We start from the raw sequence: 16,102 nt of genomic DNA, 5'->3' as shown, positions 1-16,102 counted from the left end.
GCCGGTGTTGCCGGGTGGCGCTAACGCTCACCCGGCCTACAAGTTTTGGCCAGCTATAACCGGGTTGCGCTGAAATAGTGCTCCGGCTTAGCGATATGATCCTGTGCCGCAACCACCTGCAGTTCATATTCCTGCATCTCTTTCGTCGCAATCATGATTTCGTACACCGCTGCAGTAACGTGCTCCAGCGCGTCGCGCATCGTTGCGCCTTGCAGTAATTTCACCAACAGCAGACCGCTTGTGACATCTCCGACCCCAACCGGCTGGCGCAGGCCGAAATCCACCAGCGGGCGGCTAATATGCCAGGCGTCATCTTTCGTCACCAGAAGCATCTCAAAACGGTCCTGACTCAGCCCTGCACGGGCGAGATGTTTTACCAGCACAACCTCAGGCCCCTGAGCGATCAGTTCGCGAGACGCGCTTACCGCCTCTTCTACGCTGTTAACCGGACGCTCGCAGAGAATTTCGAGTTCGACCAGGTTTGGCGCAATGATATCGCTGGCGGGCAGCGCGTGGCGGACGTGAAACTCTGCGACGCCTGGCGCCACGATACAGCCTTTTTCCGGATGGCCCATGACGGGGTCGCAGAAATATTTTGCCGCCGGGTTTGCGGCTTTCACCCGGCGTACGATGCCGAGGATATGCTCCCCCTGCTCCGCTGAGCCCAGGTAGCCGCTCAGCACGGCGTCACAGCGTTTAAGCTGGTCGATATCGGCAATCCCCTGCACAACCTCGGTGAGGTGCGAAGGCGGCATTACGCAGCCGGTCCATTTGCCGTACTGCGTGTGGTTAGAGAACTGCACGGTATTAAGGGGCCAGACGTTGACACCGAGACGACGCATCGGGAATTCCGCGGCGCTATTGCCAGCGTGTCCAAAAACAACGTGGGACTGAATGGCGAGGATGTTCTTCATTTTTTTCTTACCAAACCCTGAAAAAACAAAAGGGGCGTGGTTTCCCACGCCCCTGGAGACTGTTAATTATTTCCAGCAGACAAGACAGTAGTTTTTCTTGCCGCGACGCAGCAGCGTGTAGCGCCCATACAGGCGGTCACCGTCAACGAAGGTGTATTCCGGGTCGGCCTGTTTCTCACCATTGATGGTGATAGCGTTAGACGCGATGGTTTTACGCGCCTGACCGCGGGAAGGCTGTAGCTCAGAGTCCACCAGCGCCTGCATCAGGTCAGCTCCTTTTTCCATCTCAACCATCGGCACGCCGTCCTGCGCCAGCTGCTCGAAGTCCGCTTCGCTCAGATCGCTCAGGGTACCGTTGAACAGGCTTGCGGTAATACGTTTTGCCGCGGCCAGACCTTCTTCACCGTGAACCAGTTTGGTCACTTCGTCCGCCAGCACGTACTGGGCGCGCGGTGCTTTACCGCTGTTTTTGTCTTCTTCTTCCAGCGCGTTGATCTCTTCAATGTCCATAAAGGTGAAGAACTTCAGGAAGCGGTAAACATCGGCATCAGCCGTGTTGATCCAGAACTGGTAGAATTTGTACGGGCTGGTTTTCTTCGGATCGAGCCATACCGCGCCGCCTTCGGTTTTACCAAATTTGGTGCCGTCTGCTTTGGTGATCAGCGGAACGGTCAGACCGAAGACCTGATTCTGGTGCAGACGACGGGTAAGGTCGATACCGGAGGTGATGTTACCCCACTGATCGGAACCGCCAATCTGCAGGGAAACACCGTGCAGTTTGTTCAGGCAGGCAAAGTCATAACCCTGCAGCAGGTTGTAGGAGAACTCGGTAAAGGAGATACCCTGGTCGTCCCGGTTCAGACGCTGCTTCACAGCCTCTTTGTTAATCATCTGGTTAACAGAGAAGTGCTTGCCGATGTCGCGCAGGAAGGTCAGCACGTTCATGCTGCCAAACCAGTCGTAGTTGTTCGCGGCAATCGCGGCGTTATCGCCACAGTTGAAGTCGAGGAACGGTGCAACCTGCTTGCGGATCTTATCCACCCACTCCTGCACGGTATCTTCGGTATTCAGTTTACGCTCAGCGGCTTTAAAGCTTGGGTCACCAATCAGACCGGTCGCGCCGCCCACCAGCGCAACAGGCTTATGGCCCGCCATCTGGAAGCGTTTCAGGCATAACAATGGAACAAGATGCCCCAAATGCAAGCTGTCAGCGGTGGGATCGAAGCCGCAATAGAGCGCGATCGGGCCTTGCGCCAGTCGCTCTGCTAACGCTTCCTCGTCCGTCACCTGGGCCACGAGGCCCCGCTCTTGCAATTGTTTAATCAAGTTACTGCTTGCCATCAAATTCTCCATGTATAAACGACTGCACCTTTGCCGGTACACGACTTTTCGCCTGATGCGAAAGGACCATAGAATAAAGCGCAAGCGCGGTGTGCGCTAGCGCTTAAATCAACAAATTTCGGGGATTACGGTGCCAGTCTGTCAATTTTCCAGCCGCCATTCTCGCGCTGGTATAAAAAGCGGTCGTGCAGGCGATGTTCGCCCCCCTGCCAGAACTCCATCTGCTCAATCGGGATGCGGAACCCGCCCCAGAAACTTGGCAGAGGAATTTCACCCTGCTGGAACTTCTGCTTCAGCTCCAGGAATTTACTTTCCAGCACGCCGCGGGCAGAAATTCGACTGGACTGTTTTGATACCCAGGCGCCGATCTGGCTATCACGCGGGCGGCTGTGGAAATACTTCACCACTTCCAGCGTCGAGAGACGTTCCGCCTTGCCGGTGACCATTACCTGGCGTTCCAGCATGTGCCAGGGGAACAACAGGCTGATTCGCGGATTGTTTTCCAGATGGTGCGCCTTGCGGCTGCCGAGGTTGGTATAGAACACCAGCCCTTTCTCGTCATAATGCTTGAGCAATACGATGCGCTGATACGGTTGCCCGTTTTCATCTACCGTCGCGACAACCATGGCGGTTGGGTCGGCAAGTTTGGCTTCGCAGGCCTGTTTCAGCCAGCGTTCAAAAAGTACGAGGGGTTCAGCAGGAAGATCCTGGCGACGCAGGCCGCCTTTAGTGTATTCACGGCGCAGATGCGCAATTTGCTGCAGTTCGTCGTTATCTGACATGGCGTTAGCTGACATTGAGAGTGGGTGACGCTATTGTGCGCCGCCCCTGTAAAAATCTCAACGCTTCGGATTTTCGAGCTGGCAATTGTTCAGCACAATGCGGTCGCGTTTGTAGACCGTGGCGCTGTCGCCTTTCGACCAGAAGACGTAGATACCGTCGGAATAACGTGCGCCGGAGGCTGACATCCCCTGCTTCAGCGTCAGCAATTTATTATCGAAAACAAAGCTGGCTTCCTGGCGTGGGTTATTCAGCTTGACGGTCAGCGGTTTTTCATCGCAGCGATACTCCAGCGTATCGGTCTGCATGCGCTCGAGGAGCTGGTTATAGACGCTGCATCCTGACAGCAATAAAGGCGCGGCAATAAGAAGAATTTTTTTCATGGGCGTATTCCGAAGACTTTCCTGGTCCTGGAGGGCATAGCTGCCCTCCTGTTTCGTTCCATTCTAGCGATGACGCGCCGCGCTGAATTTCAGTTAACTCTGATTATGACGAGGATTTGCCGGGAAAATCGCCCCGAGGACGCTCGCCTCACGTGCACCGGTTACCGACGGCAGGTTGCCCGGCAGTCCGGCAATGGTGCGCCAGGCGAGCCAGGCGAAGGCCAGCGCCTCCATGTCATCCCCGCTGATGCCGGCCTCATCAGTCGTGGTCACTTCAGTACCCGGCAGTAGCCCCGCAAGACGCGCCATCACCAGCGGGTTGCGGCTTCCCCCGCCGCATACCAGCAGGCGTTCACAACCGCCGCTGAGCAGAACCTGTTCGGAGATCGACACGGCAGTGAGCTCGGCAAGCGTCGCCTGGACATCCTGCGGCGCGAGCGCCGGGAATGACGCCAACTGGCGCTCAAGCCAGCCAAAGTTGAAGTATTCACGCCCCGTACTCTTAGGGGCCGGAAGGGCAAAATAAGGATCGCTTAACATCGACTGCAGCAACGGAAGAATCACTTTCCCACCGCTCGCCCACTCCGCGTTTTTATCATACGGTTGTCCGCACTGCCGCCAGATCCAGGCATCCATTAACATATTGCCCGGGCCGGTATCGTAGCCGCGGACGGGCTGTCCCGGGATGAGCATCGACAGATTGGCAATCCCACCGATGTTGAGCACCATGCGGCGTTCTGAAGGGTGCGCCAGTAACGCCTGATGGAACGCAGGTACCAGGGGCGCGCCCTGTCCGCCAAGGGCGATATCGCGACGACGGAAATCGCCAACCACCGTCACGCCTGTCTTCGCCACAATCTGGTTATTATCGCCGATTTGCAGGGTATGGGGGGCATCACCGCCGGGTTCATGCCAGACCGTTTGTCCGTGACACCCGATGGCCACCACGTCCTGCGGGCGAAGATGTTCTTTTTGCATTAAAGCCTGTACCGCATCCGCAAACAGCGCCCCCAGGCGAACATCAAGCTGCCCAAGCTGGGAGAGGGTCAGCTGCTGCCCCTGACAGATACTCAGAATATCCTCTTTCAGTGAAATGGGGATTGGCCAGGTCAGGCTCGCCTGCTGCGCCACCATGTTTTCGTCAATAGCGGCCAGAACGACATCTACCCCATCCAGACTGGTGCCTGACATCACACCAATGTAGCGACCCGATTTCATGCGCTTTCCTTACGTTGCGTGGGCTAAGGATATCCACTGAACCATAAACGGCGCAGCTTTGCCATCTGGCAATAATATTTTTTAACAATGTCAGACGGGTGACACAGGCGGACTCTGTTTATGTCTCGTTAAGTCAAATTCAAGTACAATTTTCTTATTGTTAGTGCAAAGATATGAACTATGGCCCCTTATGCCATATAATTTAGCCATAACGGATGCCCCCAATCGGGCGTTTTGGGTGAACAGGAGATTCAAATGATTTTACGTGTACTGGGCGTTTCGTTGATTGGTTTAACTCTGGCTGGCTGTGTGAATGACAGTTCACTTTCTGGCGACGTTTACAGCGCTTCTGAAGCGAAACAGGTTCAGAACGTGACTTACGGTACCGTTGTTAACGCGCGCCCTGTACAGATCCAGGGTGGAGATGAAAACAACGTGATGGGCGCAATCGGCGGTGCTGTGCTGGGTGGTTTCCTGGGTAATACCGTCGGCGGTGGCACTGGCCGCTCCCTGGCAACGGCCGCAGGCGCCGTTGCGGGTGGTGTAGCCGGCCAGGGCGTTCAGGGTGCAATGAACAAAACCCAGGGGGTAGAGCTGGAAATTCGTAAAGACGATGGCAGCACTATCATGGTTGTACAGAAACAAGGCAGCACTCGCTTCTCTGCAGGCCAGCGCGTTGTTCTGGCAAGCAACGGAAGTCAGGTGACCGTTTCTCCACGTTAATTAAAAGAGGATGTGGCGTTCTGGCCACATCCTCTTACATTATATATCATCCACACAAATATATTTACAAAATACATTCGCCCCACCCATTATTAACCACGCCATATATTGTTTCTGCGCAAGGTATTTAGCGCGCTAATTGATTAAACTCTTCGTAATTACCTCACCTTAATTCATTACAAAGCCATTAAAAAACGTATATGTTTTCGAATCATCGTTCTGTAACGGGTCGTTATATCTCGTTCTGTCTGGGCTGTATTGCTGTCATCGGCATATTACACGCCCTATTTTCAAAAATTGCCGAATGGGTTCCTACTTTCTCGTCTCATTTGTTCCCTACGCTCACCATTTTTTTACTGGTGTTTAACCTGTTTGTTGCCTTCTTTATGGCAATGAAATACTGGTGTGACCGAAAACGGTTATATCTGGTAGCGATTGCTTTTGCCTTTGCCGGATCGGCATCGCTGATGGTCGGAACGCTGTCCTGCTTTCCCGCCTGGCTGGACCTCTATCAGTTCAACGCTGTGAACTACAACGATGCGATGATCTTCTATATGTTCCGCCATCTCCTAATGGCTGTACTAATAATCGTTTCGGCAATACTCTATACCACGCGCAATTGTCCCCTTTCACGGCTGGCGCATATCGCTATTGTGAGCGGCGAATTTTTCTTTACCGCCTTTACATTAGGGTTGGCCTGGATGTATTCCAGTCACTCTTCCTTTTTATCCATTGATCTTGTTGATAATGAGACCCGTGAGTTTATGGTTCTCTGGAGCCATTTCATTAATATTGCATTAATTGCTCTCTGGGTGGTGACATTAGGCACGCTGATGTTTATTACGCGCATTCGCAATTTATTCTGGGTGGGCGGTAATTTTCTGTGCGTTTGCTATATCGTCACACTCACAATGCTGTTAGCGGGGGGAAATGTCGAAGATGTCTCCTGGTATCGCGCCCGCTTATTTGAAACTTTCGCCACGCTGCTGCTCATTTTTGTTCTGCTCTACGATGTTTTCAGGCTGTATCGCGACTCGCACGTCAAGTATCAGCAGTCCTACCAGAACTCAATTCGCGACCCGCTCACGCGCCTTTATAACCGCAGTTATTTTTATGAATCATTAAAGCAGGCGCTGGATATCGCCAAACCCAGCAGTCCTGTTTCCGTCATCATCAGCGATCTCGATCGCTTCAAGCGTATCAATGACACCTACGGACATCTGCAGGGCGACAAAGTCCTGCAGTTTGTCGCTAACATGCTAATGGATTCCGTACGTCCGCAGGACATCGCAGCCCGTATAGGTGGTGAGGAGTTTGTTCTGATGCTGACCAACACCTCATCAGACGCGGCGTACCAGGTGGCTGAACGCATACGCTTAAATCTGAGCAGCTTTGATAACACCAGCAGCGGCGGTCAACTACCGGAACCAATCACCATCAGCATGGGGGTGTTTACGGCAACGTCACCAACAATAGCCGCAGAAGCGTGCGTGGAAAATGCCGATAAGGCGATGTATGAAGCGAAGGAGACAGGCCGTAACCGTGTAGTCGTCTTTAAGTAAAAAAAAAGGCCTTGCTGCTGCAAGGCCCCGGTGTTTATCAGTCACGCGACTGCAGCTCATGGATATTTTGCTCAAGGCGAGCAATGAGGCTGATAAGCATTTCCAGCTCCGCCGGTGAAACGCCTGACAGGATTTCACCGCGCGTCTTGGTGATCACGGCTTCCATCTCCGTGATGATAGGCGCTGCTTTCTCGGTGAGTTTAATCCGCTTGGCGCGACGATCGCTGGCGCAGGTTTGCCGCGAGATCAACCCCTTATCTTCCAGCTGGTCAAGCGTGCGCACAAGCGACGGTTGCTCAATCCCTATCGCTTTTGCCAGTTGAATCTGCGACTGATCGGGCGGCAGCTGATGAATGTTGTGCAGCGTGACCCAATGCGTCTGTGTGAGTTCCAGAGGTTTCAGGCGATGGTCAATCAGAGCACGCCAGACGCGTACCAACCTTGCCAGATCAGAACCTAATGGCGATTCCAATTTCATCTCCTTATAATTAGCTTGCTAAGTTATTATACTGATTTTAGAATAGTGTGCAGCATTTGTATTGCCAAAACAAATGCAATACTGCATTCATCCAACTTAAAAGTATGACTTACACTGAATTGTGATGCTTCATCATACTAAGACAAGCCAACGCGGCATTCTGTTCACTGCAGAGGATTTCTCCCCGTGACGTTTTTTCATCGCTCAGAGGGTTTACCCCTTCAGGACCTGGTCTTCGGTGCGTCAGTCTACTTTCCGCCCCTGTTTAAGGCCGTTCTGGTGGGCTTTATGCTCTGGCTCATCGCGCATCGTCTGCTTCGCGACTGGATGTACTCCGGCGAAATCTGGCATCCCATGCTGATGGATCTTTCCCTGTTTGCCCTTTCCGTATGCCTGGGCCTGGCCGTTTTGACTGTGTGGTAAATATGTCCCTGAAAACCCTAAAGTACTTTTCAACTCTGCTTGTCCTTGCCTTCGCGCTGGTTGCGGGCTGGTGGATGTGGAATTTTTATATGCAGTCGCCCTGGACGCGTGACGGCAAAGTTCGCGCTGAGCAGGTCAGCATTACCCCTCAGGTGTCGGGAAGTATTACGACGCTGTTGGTTAAGGATAACCAGTTCGTCAAAAAGGGAGACATTTTATTCCGTATCGACGACACCCCGTACCACATAGCCATTCTGAACGCCCAGGCGCAACTGGCGAAAGCCCAGTCGGATCTGGCAAAGGCCAACAACGAGGCCAACCGCCGCCGCCACCTGTCGCAAAACTACATCTCAGCAGAAGATTTAGATACCGCCAATATCAACGTTAAGGCGATGCAGGCTAACGTCAACGTGGCGGAGGCGACGCTGAAGCAGGCGCAGTGGCAACTGACTCAAACAGTGATTACGGCACCTGTCGACGGGTGGGTGACCAACCTCTCGGCTCGCGTGGGGAATTATGCCACCACGGGACAACCGATATTCGCCCTCGTCGACAGCCACTCCTTCTACGTCGTGGGCTATTTCGAAGAAACCAAGCTTCGGCATATTCGCGAGGGGTCGCCAGCCGCGATAACCCTTTACAGCGGCTCGCAGAAGTTACAGGGTCACGTATCCAGCATTGGGCGCGCCATTTACGATCAAAGCGTTGAAACGGATTCAGGGCTGGTACCGGACATAAAGCCGAACGTACCCTGGGTGCGTCTGGCTCAGCGCGTACCAGTTCGCGTGGAGTTTGACCGTTTGCCGCAGGACATTACCCTGGTGTCCGGCACAACCTGCACTGTCTCCATCGGGACCCGTTAATGAAGCTGCAGGCGCTCTTCTGGCAAAATACGCCGTGGATGAAAGCGACGCCTCCCCAGTGGCGCTACGCGCTGCGTAATGGCATTGCCATGTGTCTTGCACTGACTGTGGCTTATTACCTGAATCTGGATGAGCCCTACTGGGCGATGACGTCTGCGGCGGTGGTAAGTTTTCCAACGGTAGGCGGGGTTATCAGTAAAAGCCTTGGCCGTATCGCAGGCAGCCTGCTGGGGGCCACCGCGGCGTTAATTATCGCCGGCCATACGCTGAACGATCCGTGGCTGTTCCTGCTGAGCATGGCGGCATGGCTGGGATACTGTACCTGGGCATGCGCCCATTTTACCAATAACGTCGCCTACGCTTTCCAGCTGGCGGGCTATACCGCCGCCATTATTGCCTTTCCGGTGGTTAACGTGCTCGACACCACCGAGCTGTGGGATATCGCTCAGGCGCGCGTCTGTGAAGTGATTGTCGGGATCCTCAGCGGCGGCTTCATGATGATGATTCTTCCCAGCACCTCCGACGGCACCGCGCTCATCACTGCGCTAAAAACCATGCATACCCGGTTACTCGAACACGCTAGCCTGCTGTGGCAACCGGATACCAGCGACGATATCCGCCTCGCGCATGAAAAGGTTATCGGGCAGATTCTGACCATGAATCTGTTGCGTATTCAGGCGTTCTGGAGCCACTACCGCTTTCGCCGCCAGAACACCCTGCTTAACTATTTGCTGCACCAGCAGCTGCGCATGACCAGCGCCATCTCCAGCCTGCGTCGGATGCTGCTCAACTGGCCGACGCCGCCTGAAAATACCCGTGCAGTGATTGAAACGCTGCTCGCGACCCTTGCGCGACCGGATACGGACATCTATACCGTGGCAAGGATTATCGCTCCGCTCGCCCCGGTTGATGAGTACGACTACCGCCATCGCGCCTTCTGGCAGCGTCTGAATTACTTCTGCCGTCTGTACCTGCGCAGCAGCCGCTGGATTACGGCTGTCGAAAATGCGACCCCTTTGACGGAGTTTAACGTCCCCGGCAGCCCGGCACTTGCACGCCATACCGACTATCTGGAAGCGCTGTGGAGCGGTTTTCGCACCTTCTGTGCGCTGATGCTGGTGGGCGCGTGGAGCATTACGACGCAGTGGGAGTCAGGTACGGCGGCCCTGACGCTTGCCGCCATCAGCTGCGTGCTTTACTCCGTCGCGGCATCGCCGTTCAACTCGCTTACGCTCCTGCTGCGCACGCTAGTGCTGCTGTCGTTGTTCAGTTTTGTGGTGAAGTTTGGCCTGATGGTGCAGATAAGCGATCTGTGGCAGTTCCTGCTGTTTCTGTTTCCCCTGTTGACTACTATGCAGCTTCTGAAACTGCAAATGCCTAAACTGGCGGGCCTCTGGGGACAGCTGATTGTCTTTATGGGCTCGTTTATCTCCGTGACGAATCCACCGGTTTATGATTACGCCGATTTTCTTAATGACAATCTGGCGAAGATCCTGGGCGTGGGGCTGGCATGGCTGGCATTCGCCGTGTTGCGTCCCGGCTCCGATGCCCGCAAAAGCCGCAGGCATATCCGGGAGTTACGCAGAGGATTTGTCGACCAGCTCAGTCGTAAACCGCATCTGAGCGAAAAAGAGTATGAATCGCTGGTTTATCATCACGTCAGCCAGCTGAATAACAGCCAGGACGCGCTGTCCCGGCGCTGGCTGCTGCGCTGGGGCGTGGTGCTGTTGAACTGCTCGCACGTAGTCTGGCAGCTTCGCGCGTGGGAAACGCGTTCCGATCCGCTGTCGCAGGTTCGTGATGTTTGCATCTCCCTGCTGCGCGACGTGATGAGTGAGCGAGGTGTCCAGCAGAGGCCGCTGGAAACCATGCTGAATGAACTGCAGCGGATCTGCGACACGCTTGCACAGCATCATCTGCCCGCAGCCCGTGATTTGGCCTCGATAATCTGGCGCCTGCACTGCTCGCTCTCGCAGCTCGAACAGGCACCGTCCCCGGGAACGATTGGGGATCAGATGACGCCGCACGCATAGCGCGCCCCGCCACCGCCAAGGGGTTTAGGCCGATCGGACATATTGTCGCCGCCGACATGGATCATCAGCGCTTTGCCTTTCACCTCATCCAACTTTTTCAGGCGCGGCGCGACGACGGGATCGGTGGCTTTACCGTCGTTATTCACCACCAGCACAGGCAGATCGCCTAAATGCCCCATTCCATCCGGGCCTTCATGCTTGCCGGAATGCTGCGGATCGAGGTGCCCTCCTGCCGCTTCCGCCGCCGACGGTTTACCTTCTTTTAGAGCAGGCTGACAGCTGCCTTTGGCATGAACATGGAAGCCATGTTCACCGGGAGGGAGGGCTTTGAGGTTGGGGGCGAACTCCAGTCCTTTGTCGGTTTCAGTAATTTTCACCGTTCCGATGGACTGACCCACACCCTGAGAGGTGACGAGATTCATTTCCACTTCGTCGCTGGCTGCCTGCGCACCTGCGCAAACAACCAGCGTGACCATTGCCAGAGCAAAACGCTTCATATGACCTCCGCGGGTTATTTTTTGCCCCTTAAGTGTATATCAGGGGCAAAGATTTCACCGGGAAGTCATCTTTTGACGATTTATGGCACGTCGTAACCCAGGGCGGCCTTGCGAATGCGGAACCACTGTTGACGGGTCATCTGCAGCTCTTCTGCCGCCAGCGCAGAACGCACGCGTTCAATTTTGCCGGAACCGATAATCGGCAGCGGTTTTGACGGCAGGCGCAGGATCCACGCGTAAACCACCTGTTCGATACTCTCCGCGTTCAGTTCGCGGGCGATGGTTTCAAGCTCATTACGCAGCGGCTGGAATTCATCATCATTGAACAAACGTCCTCCCCCCAGGCAGGACCAGGCCATCGGGCGAATGCGCAGCTGCTGCATCTGATCGAGGGTACCATCCAGCAGCAGCGGCTGGTGTACCGGGGAGATCTCTACCTGGTTAGTGGCCAGGGTAAACGGCAGACGCGACTGAAGCAGCGCAAACTGTGCCGGGGTAAAGTTAGACACGCCGAAGTGACGCACTTTCCCGCTCTGGTGCAGGTTCAGGAAGGCTTCGGCCACCTCATCGGCATCCATCAGCGGGTCGGGGCGGTGGATTAACAGCAGGTCAATACGATCGGTCGCCAGATTGACCAGCGACTGCTCAGCGCTCTTGATGATATGCGCGCTGTCGGTGATGTAATGACCGAGGGCGTGTTCAGGTTTCGCCGTGGTGGCAATGCCGCATTTAGTGACAATCTCCATGCGATCGCGAAGTACCGGAACCAGCTTGAGCGCCTCGCCAAACGCGGCCTCGCACTGGTAGCCACCGTAAATATCCGCATGATCGACCGTGGTAACGCCTAAATCGAGGTGCTCTTCAATAAAATTCGCCAGCTGGAGGGGGGACATATTCCAGTCCATCAGGCGCCAGTAGCCCATTACAAAACGGGAGAATACTGGCCCCTGGGGGGCAAGGGTAATTCGCTGAACCATAACATTTTCCTCAAGGACGTGATGTCATGAGTATACGCAATTACCGTGTTAAAAAAGTGAAGGTTGCTGGGGTTCTTCGGTCTCACCCGCTTTGTTTGCGCGTATTTTGCGCAGAAAGCGCTGTCGACATAGGCGTAGCACTTCCTGCTTTTGCGTGTCGCTAAAGTTTTGCCAGTTAAAACGCTCGTCACGGGTACGCATGCACCCGCGGCAATATCCGCGTTCATCCACCTGACAAATACCCCGGCACGGGCTCTGGATAGGGAAAAACTCCAGCTGCTCTGCCACACTCACCTCCAGATAGCTACTCTCACCTACAGTGAAGACGCTAAACGCGTCACGTGCAAGGCCTGTACCACAGATTTATGGTATTAAGGTTTCACTAATCTTCCCTCTTTATACTCGGCCCATCATGACAATAACAGGTTTACCGATCGATGTGGTTAATCAAAAAGTTACAATGTAACGACATAAAATTTACTCTGGGCTGTGCTCTCTTCTTTACGCTAATCAACGGGCTGTTTATCCAGCGCAGCTGGGCCATTATCGGCCCAGTTCATCTGCACGACTTCCTCTTTGCCGCCTCCGTACCGCTGGTGCTGTTTTGCGGCTGGGTGATTGTCTTTAGCCTGCTTAATATCCCCTATATCCGTAAGCCGCTGCTGATCGTGTTGACGCTGGGTTGCGCGGCCGCGACCTGGTTTATGTATGCCTACGGCGCGGTGATCGATCAGAATATGATTGTGAACGTGTTCGAAACCAACTCTCAGGAAGCGACTGCCCTGGTGACCCCGCAGATGATTCTGTGGATTGTTATCGCAGGCCTCGTGCCCTCGGTGGTGCTGGCGCTGACCCGCATTCGTACCGGGAAATGGTGGTATGCACTGCTCACGCGCGTTGCCGCGATGCTTGGTGCCCTGCTGGTGATTATCCTGATAGCAGCCGTGTTTTATAAAGATTACGCGTCGCTGTTTCGCAACAACAAAAGCATCGTCAAAATGGTCACTCCGGCGAACTATGTCAGCGCCGTGGTGAAGTACAGCAAGATGCGCTGGTTTGCCGGCGATCAAACGCTGGTGCGCATTGGTGAAGATGCCCATAAAGGGCCACTGATTACCGGTCAACAAAAGAAAACCGTTCTGGTTCTTGTCGTCGGCGAAGCCTCGCGCGCGGCAAACTACTCCCTGAATGGTTACGGGCGCGAAACCAACCCGGAGCTGAAAAAGCAGGATGTGATTAACTTCCCGCAGGCCTCCTCATGCGGCACTGAAACCGCGGTTTCCGTTCCGTGCATGTTCTCCGGCATGACGCGCAGCAAATACGATGCAGACCTGGCTCACCATCGCGAAGGACTGCTCGACGTGCTCAAGCATGCGGGTATCAACCTGCTGTGGCGCGACAACGACGGCGGCTGTAAAGGTGCCTGCGATCGCGTACCCCATACCGACATGACGCAGTGGCAGCTGAATCAGTTCTGCAAAGACAAATCCTGTATTGACGACGTGAATTTCTACCGTCTGGACAACGTGCTGGATGGCGTCAAGCAAGATACGGTGCTGGTTATCCACCTGATGGGGAGCCACGGTCCGGCATACTATCGCCGTTACCCGGACAATTTCCGGAAATTCACCCCGACCTGCGATACCAATGAAATTCAGGATTGCGACCATCAGGCGCTGATGAATACCTATGACAATACCATCCTCTACACCGACAGTATGGTGAGCAAAACCATTGATGCGCTGAAGGCGCGCCAGTCGAGCATGAACACCGCGCTGATTTATCTCTCAGATCATGGTGAATCACTGGGTGAAAGCGGTATTTATCTGCACGGCACGCCGTACATGCTGGCGCCGGAGCAGCAAACGCATATTCCGTTTATGTTCTGGCTGTCACCGGATTACGCGAAAAACTTTGGCATCAACGAACAGTGTTTGCGTGACCATGCAGCAAAAAATGCGGTTTCTCAGGACAATTTGTTCTCAACCGTGCTGGGTATGATGGACGTGAAATCAACGGTTTATCAACAGCAGCTGGATATCCTGAGCGCATGTCGGAAGTAAACTCGCTTGCATTAGACCGAACGGTCTATTAGAGTTCGGCCATGAGCAGAAATACTGAACACGATACCCGCGAACATTTACTGGCGACCGGCGAGCAACTTTGCATGCATCGCGGGTTCACCGGTATGGGGTTGAGCGAGCTTTTAAAAACCGCCGAGGTACCGAAGGGGTCGTTTTATCACTACTTCCGGTCCAAGGAGGCTTTTGGCGTGGCAATGCTGGAGCGTCATTATGCTGGCTACCACCAGCGTCTGGCGACCCACTTTTGCTCGGGTGAAGGTAACTATCGGGATCGTGTTCTGAACTACTATCAGGAAACGCTGAACCAGTTCTGTCAGCAGGGCATTATCAGCGGATGCCTGACGGTCAAACTGTCTGCAGAAGTGTGCGATCTTTCTGAAGATATGCGCACGGCGATGGATAAAGGTGCCCGCGGCGTTATCGCCCTGCTGGCCCAGGCGCTGGAGAAAGGCCGCGATGAAAAAACGCTGGCCTTTTCCGGCGAACCGCTAACCCAGGCGCAGGTGTTATATGCGCTCTGGCTAGGCGCTAACCTGCAGGCAAAAATTTCGCGCAGTGCCGTGCCGCTGGAAAGCGCGCTGGCACATGTGAAAATCAGTATTACTGCGCCTGGCGTATAGCAGGCGTTTTTATTTACCCTATCACTAGTCGACTGGTCTACTCAGGAGTCTTTATGTCAGCTGAAAAATTATTTACCCCATTGAAAGTGGGTACCGTCACGGCGCCGAACCGCGTATTTATGGCTCCGCTTACCCGTCTGCGCAGCATTGAGCCGGGTGACATCCCAACCCCACTGATGGGTGAATACTATCGTCAGCGCGCAAGCTCTGGCCTGATCATAACGGAAGCCACACAGATTTCTGCGCAGGCTAAGGGTTATGCGGGTGCGCCGGGTCTTCACAGCCCGGAACAGATCGCCGCATGGAAGAAAATCACCGCGGGCGTTCACGCTGAAGAGGGTCGCATTGCGGTCCAGCTGTGGCATACCGGTCGTATCTCTCACAGCAGCATTCAGCCTGGCGGCCAGGCACCGGTCTCCGCTTCGGCCCTGAGCGCAAATACCCGTACTTCCCTGCGTGATGAAAACGGCAATGCAATCCGCGTGGATACCTCTATGCCGCGCGCGCTTGAGCTGGATGAGATCCCGGGTATCGTGAATGACTTCCGCCAGGCCGTGGCCAACGCCCGTGAAGCCGGTTTTGACCTGATTGAGCTGCACTCCGCCCATGGCTATCTGCTGCACCAGTTCCTGTCACCGTCGTCTAACCATCGCACCGACCAGTACGGCGGCAGCGTCGAAAACCGCGCTCGCCTGGTACTGGAAGTGGTTGACGCCGTATGCCAGGAGTGGAGTCCGGATCGTATCGGGATCCGTGTCTCCCCAATCGGTTCTTTCCAGAACGTCGACAACGGTCCGAACGAAGAAGCAGATGCCCTGTACCTGATCGAAGAGCTGGCTAAACGTGGCATCGCTTATCTGCACATGTCAGAGCCGGACTGGGCTGGCGGTAAGCCTTACACGGACGCTTTCCGTCAGAAGGTGCGCGAGCGTTTCCACGGGGTGATCATCGGTGCAGGGGCTTATACCCCAGAGAAAGCCGAAGACCTGATCGGCAAAGGACTGATCGATGCCGTGGCGTTTGGCCGCGACTACATTGCCAACCCGGATCTGGTTGTCCGTCTGCAGAAAAAGGCGGCGCTGAACCCGCAGCGCCCGGAAAGCTTCTACGGCGGCGGCGCGGAAGGCTACACCGACTACCCTTCTCTGTAATCTCGCCATTGTTCATTGATAGCGGCGATACTTCGCCGCTATACTAAAACATCGT

General features: G+C 54.7%; 17 protein-coding genes. 8 read left to right on the top strand and 9 right to left on the bottom strand.

Translation table 11 applies throughout. From position 1 onward, the window contains the following. Positions 1–53: 53 nt before the first annotated feature. From pdxY to anmK, 5 genes are all read right to left on the bottom strand, one after another. Complete coding sequence (pdxY, locus tag KGP24_RS10635; RefSeq protein ID WP_223563278.1) at positions 54–914, bottom strand: pyridoxal kinase PdxY; 861 nt, start codon at positions 912–914, stop codon at positions 54–56. Between the two features lie 66 nt (positions 915–980). Continuing rightward, positions 981–2,255, bottom strand: a complete 1,275-nt coding sequence (tyrS, locus tag KGP24_RS10630; RefSeq protein WP_023335449.1) for a tyrosine--tRNA ligase — start codon at positions 2,253–2,255, stop codon at positions 981–983. A 125-nt stretch (positions 2,256–2,380) separates the two neighbouring features. Continuing rightward, on the bottom strand, positions 2,381–3,037 hold the full coding sequence (gene pdxH, locus KGP24_RS10625) for a pyridoxamine 5'-phosphate oxidase (protein ID WP_024909355.1): 657 nt from the start codon (positions 3,035–3,037) through the stop codon (positions 2,381–2,383). Positions 3,038–3,094: 57 nt separating this feature from the next. After that, positions 3,095–3,418 (bottom strand): C-type lysozyme inhibitor, encoded by a 324-nt coding sequence (gene mliC, locus KGP24_RS10620; protein WP_223563277.1) that lies wholly within the window; start codon positions 3,416–3,418, stop codon positions 3,095–3,097. A gap of 93 nt (positions 3,419–3,511) precedes the next feature. Next, positions 3,512–4,636, bottom strand: coding sequence for an anhydro-N-acetylmuramic acid kinase (anmK, locus tag KGP24_RS10615; protein ID WP_223563276.1), 1,125 nt, complete (start codon positions 4,634–4,636; stop codon positions 3,512–3,514). A 255-nt stretch (positions 4,637–4,891) separates the two neighbouring features. On the opposite strand from anmK, the gene slyB reads away from it, so the two are divergent. Both slyB and KGP24_RS10605 read left to right on the top strand, forming a co-directional pair. Then, a complete protein-coding gene (slyB, locus tag KGP24_RS10610; RefSeq protein ID WP_008500578.1) occupies positions 4,892–5,359 on the top strand; it encodes an outer membrane lipoprotein SlyB in 468 nt (155 codons plus the stop codon). A 200-nt stretch (positions 5,360–5,559) separates the two neighbouring features. Then, positions 5,560–6,921 (top strand): GGDEF domain-containing protein, encoded by a 1,362-nt coding sequence (locus tag KGP24_RS10605; protein WP_223563275.1) that lies wholly within the window; start codon positions 5,560–5,562, stop codon positions 6,919–6,921. A 37-nt stretch (positions 6,922–6,958) separates the two neighbouring features. Here the strand turns inward: KGP24_RS10605 and slyA are convergent, their stop codons facing one another. Then, entirely contained in the window at positions 6,959–7,399 is a 441-nt protein-coding gene (slyA, locus tag KGP24_RS10600) for a transcriptional regulator SlyA (protein WP_032640005.1), read from the bottom strand. Between the two features lie 186 nt (positions 7,400–7,585). On the opposite strand from slyA, the gene KGP24_RS10595 reads away from it, so the two are divergent. The 3 genes from KGP24_RS10595 to KGP24_RS10585 are packed head-to-tail and all read left to right on the top strand — an operon-like array spanning position 7,586 to position 10,718. Further along, on the top strand, positions 7,586–7,822 hold the full coding sequence (locus KGP24_RS10595) for a DUF1656 domain-containing protein (RefSeq protein WP_223563274.1): 237 nt from the start codon (positions 7,586–7,588) through the stop codon (positions 7,820–7,822). Between the two features lie 2 nt (positions 7,823–7,824). Then, the gene (locus KGP24_RS10590; RefSeq protein WP_223563273.1) at positions 7,825–8,685 is read left to right on the top strand and encodes an HlyD family secretion protein; all 861 of its coding nucleotides are present in this window, start codon (positions 7,825–7,827) and stop codon (positions 8,683–8,685) included. Further along, positions 8,685–10,718, top strand: a complete 2,034-nt coding sequence (locus KGP24_RS10585) for an FUSC family protein (RefSeq protein ID WP_223563272.1) — start codon at positions 8,685–8,687, stop codon at positions 10,716–10,718. The genes KGP24_RS10590 and KGP24_RS10585 overlap by 1 nt, the downstream gene beginning before the upstream one ends. On the opposite strand, the gene sodC is transcribed toward KGP24_RS10585, so the two are convergent. The 3 genes from sodC to KGP24_RS10570 form a co-directional block, all read right to left on the bottom strand. Further along, positions 10,697–11,215 carry a superoxide dismutase [Cu-Zn] SodC gene (gene sodC, locus KGP24_RS10580; RefSeq protein WP_223563271.1) on the bottom strand — a complete coding sequence of 173 codons (519 nt, stop codon included), beginning with the start codon at positions 11,213–11,215 and terminating at the stop codon, positions 10,697–10,699. The two genes, KGP24_RS10585 and sodC, sit on opposite strands and share 22 nt — an antisense overlap. A gap of 80 nt (positions 11,216–11,295) precedes the next feature. Then, complete coding sequence (locus tag KGP24_RS10575) at positions 11,296–12,192, bottom strand: aldo/keto reductase family oxidoreductase (protein WP_223563270.1); 897 nt, start codon at positions 12,190–12,192, stop codon at positions 11,296–11,298. Between the two features lie 48 nt (positions 12,193–12,240). After that, complete coding sequence (locus KGP24_RS10570) at positions 12,241–12,480, bottom strand: DUF1289 domain-containing protein (protein WP_023335439.1); 240 nt, start codon at positions 12,478–12,480, stop codon at positions 12,241–12,243. A 149-nt stretch (positions 12,481–12,629) separates the two neighbouring features. On the opposite strand from KGP24_RS10570, the gene eptA reads away from it, so the two are divergent. Genes eptA through KGP24_RS10555 form a run of 3 tightly spaced genes read left to right on the top strand, consistent with a single transcriptional unit; the run spans position 12,630 to position 16,047 of the window. Then, positions 12,630–14,255 (top strand): phosphoethanolamine transferase EptA, encoded by a 1,626-nt coding sequence (eptA, locus tag KGP24_RS10565; protein ID WP_223563269.1) that lies wholly within the window; start codon positions 12,630–12,632, stop codon positions 14,253–14,255. Positions 14,256–14,296: 41 nt separating this feature from the next. Further along, positions 14,297–14,896: a TetR/AcrR family transcriptional regulator gene (locus KGP24_RS10560; protein ID WP_223563268.1), complete on the top strand. Its 600-nt coding sequence runs from the start codon at positions 14,297–14,299 to the stop codon at positions 14,894–14,896. Positions 14,897–14,949: 53 nt separating this feature from the next. Next, positions 14,950–16,047, top strand: coding sequence for an alkene reductase (locus KGP24_RS10555; protein WP_223563267.1), 1,098 nt, complete (start codon positions 14,950–14,952; stop codon positions 16,045–16,047). The last annotated feature ends 55 nt before the right edge of the window (positions 16,048–16,102 follow it).

Source organism: Enterobacter sp. JBIWA008, from assembly GCF_019968765.1.
Classification (GTDB): Bacteria; Pseudomonadota; Gammaproteobacteria; order Enterobacterales; family Enterobacteriaceae; genus Enterobacter.
The sequence above is the reverse complement of the archived record's forward strand: the minus strand, read 5'-3'. Positions and strand labels throughout refer to the sequence as shown.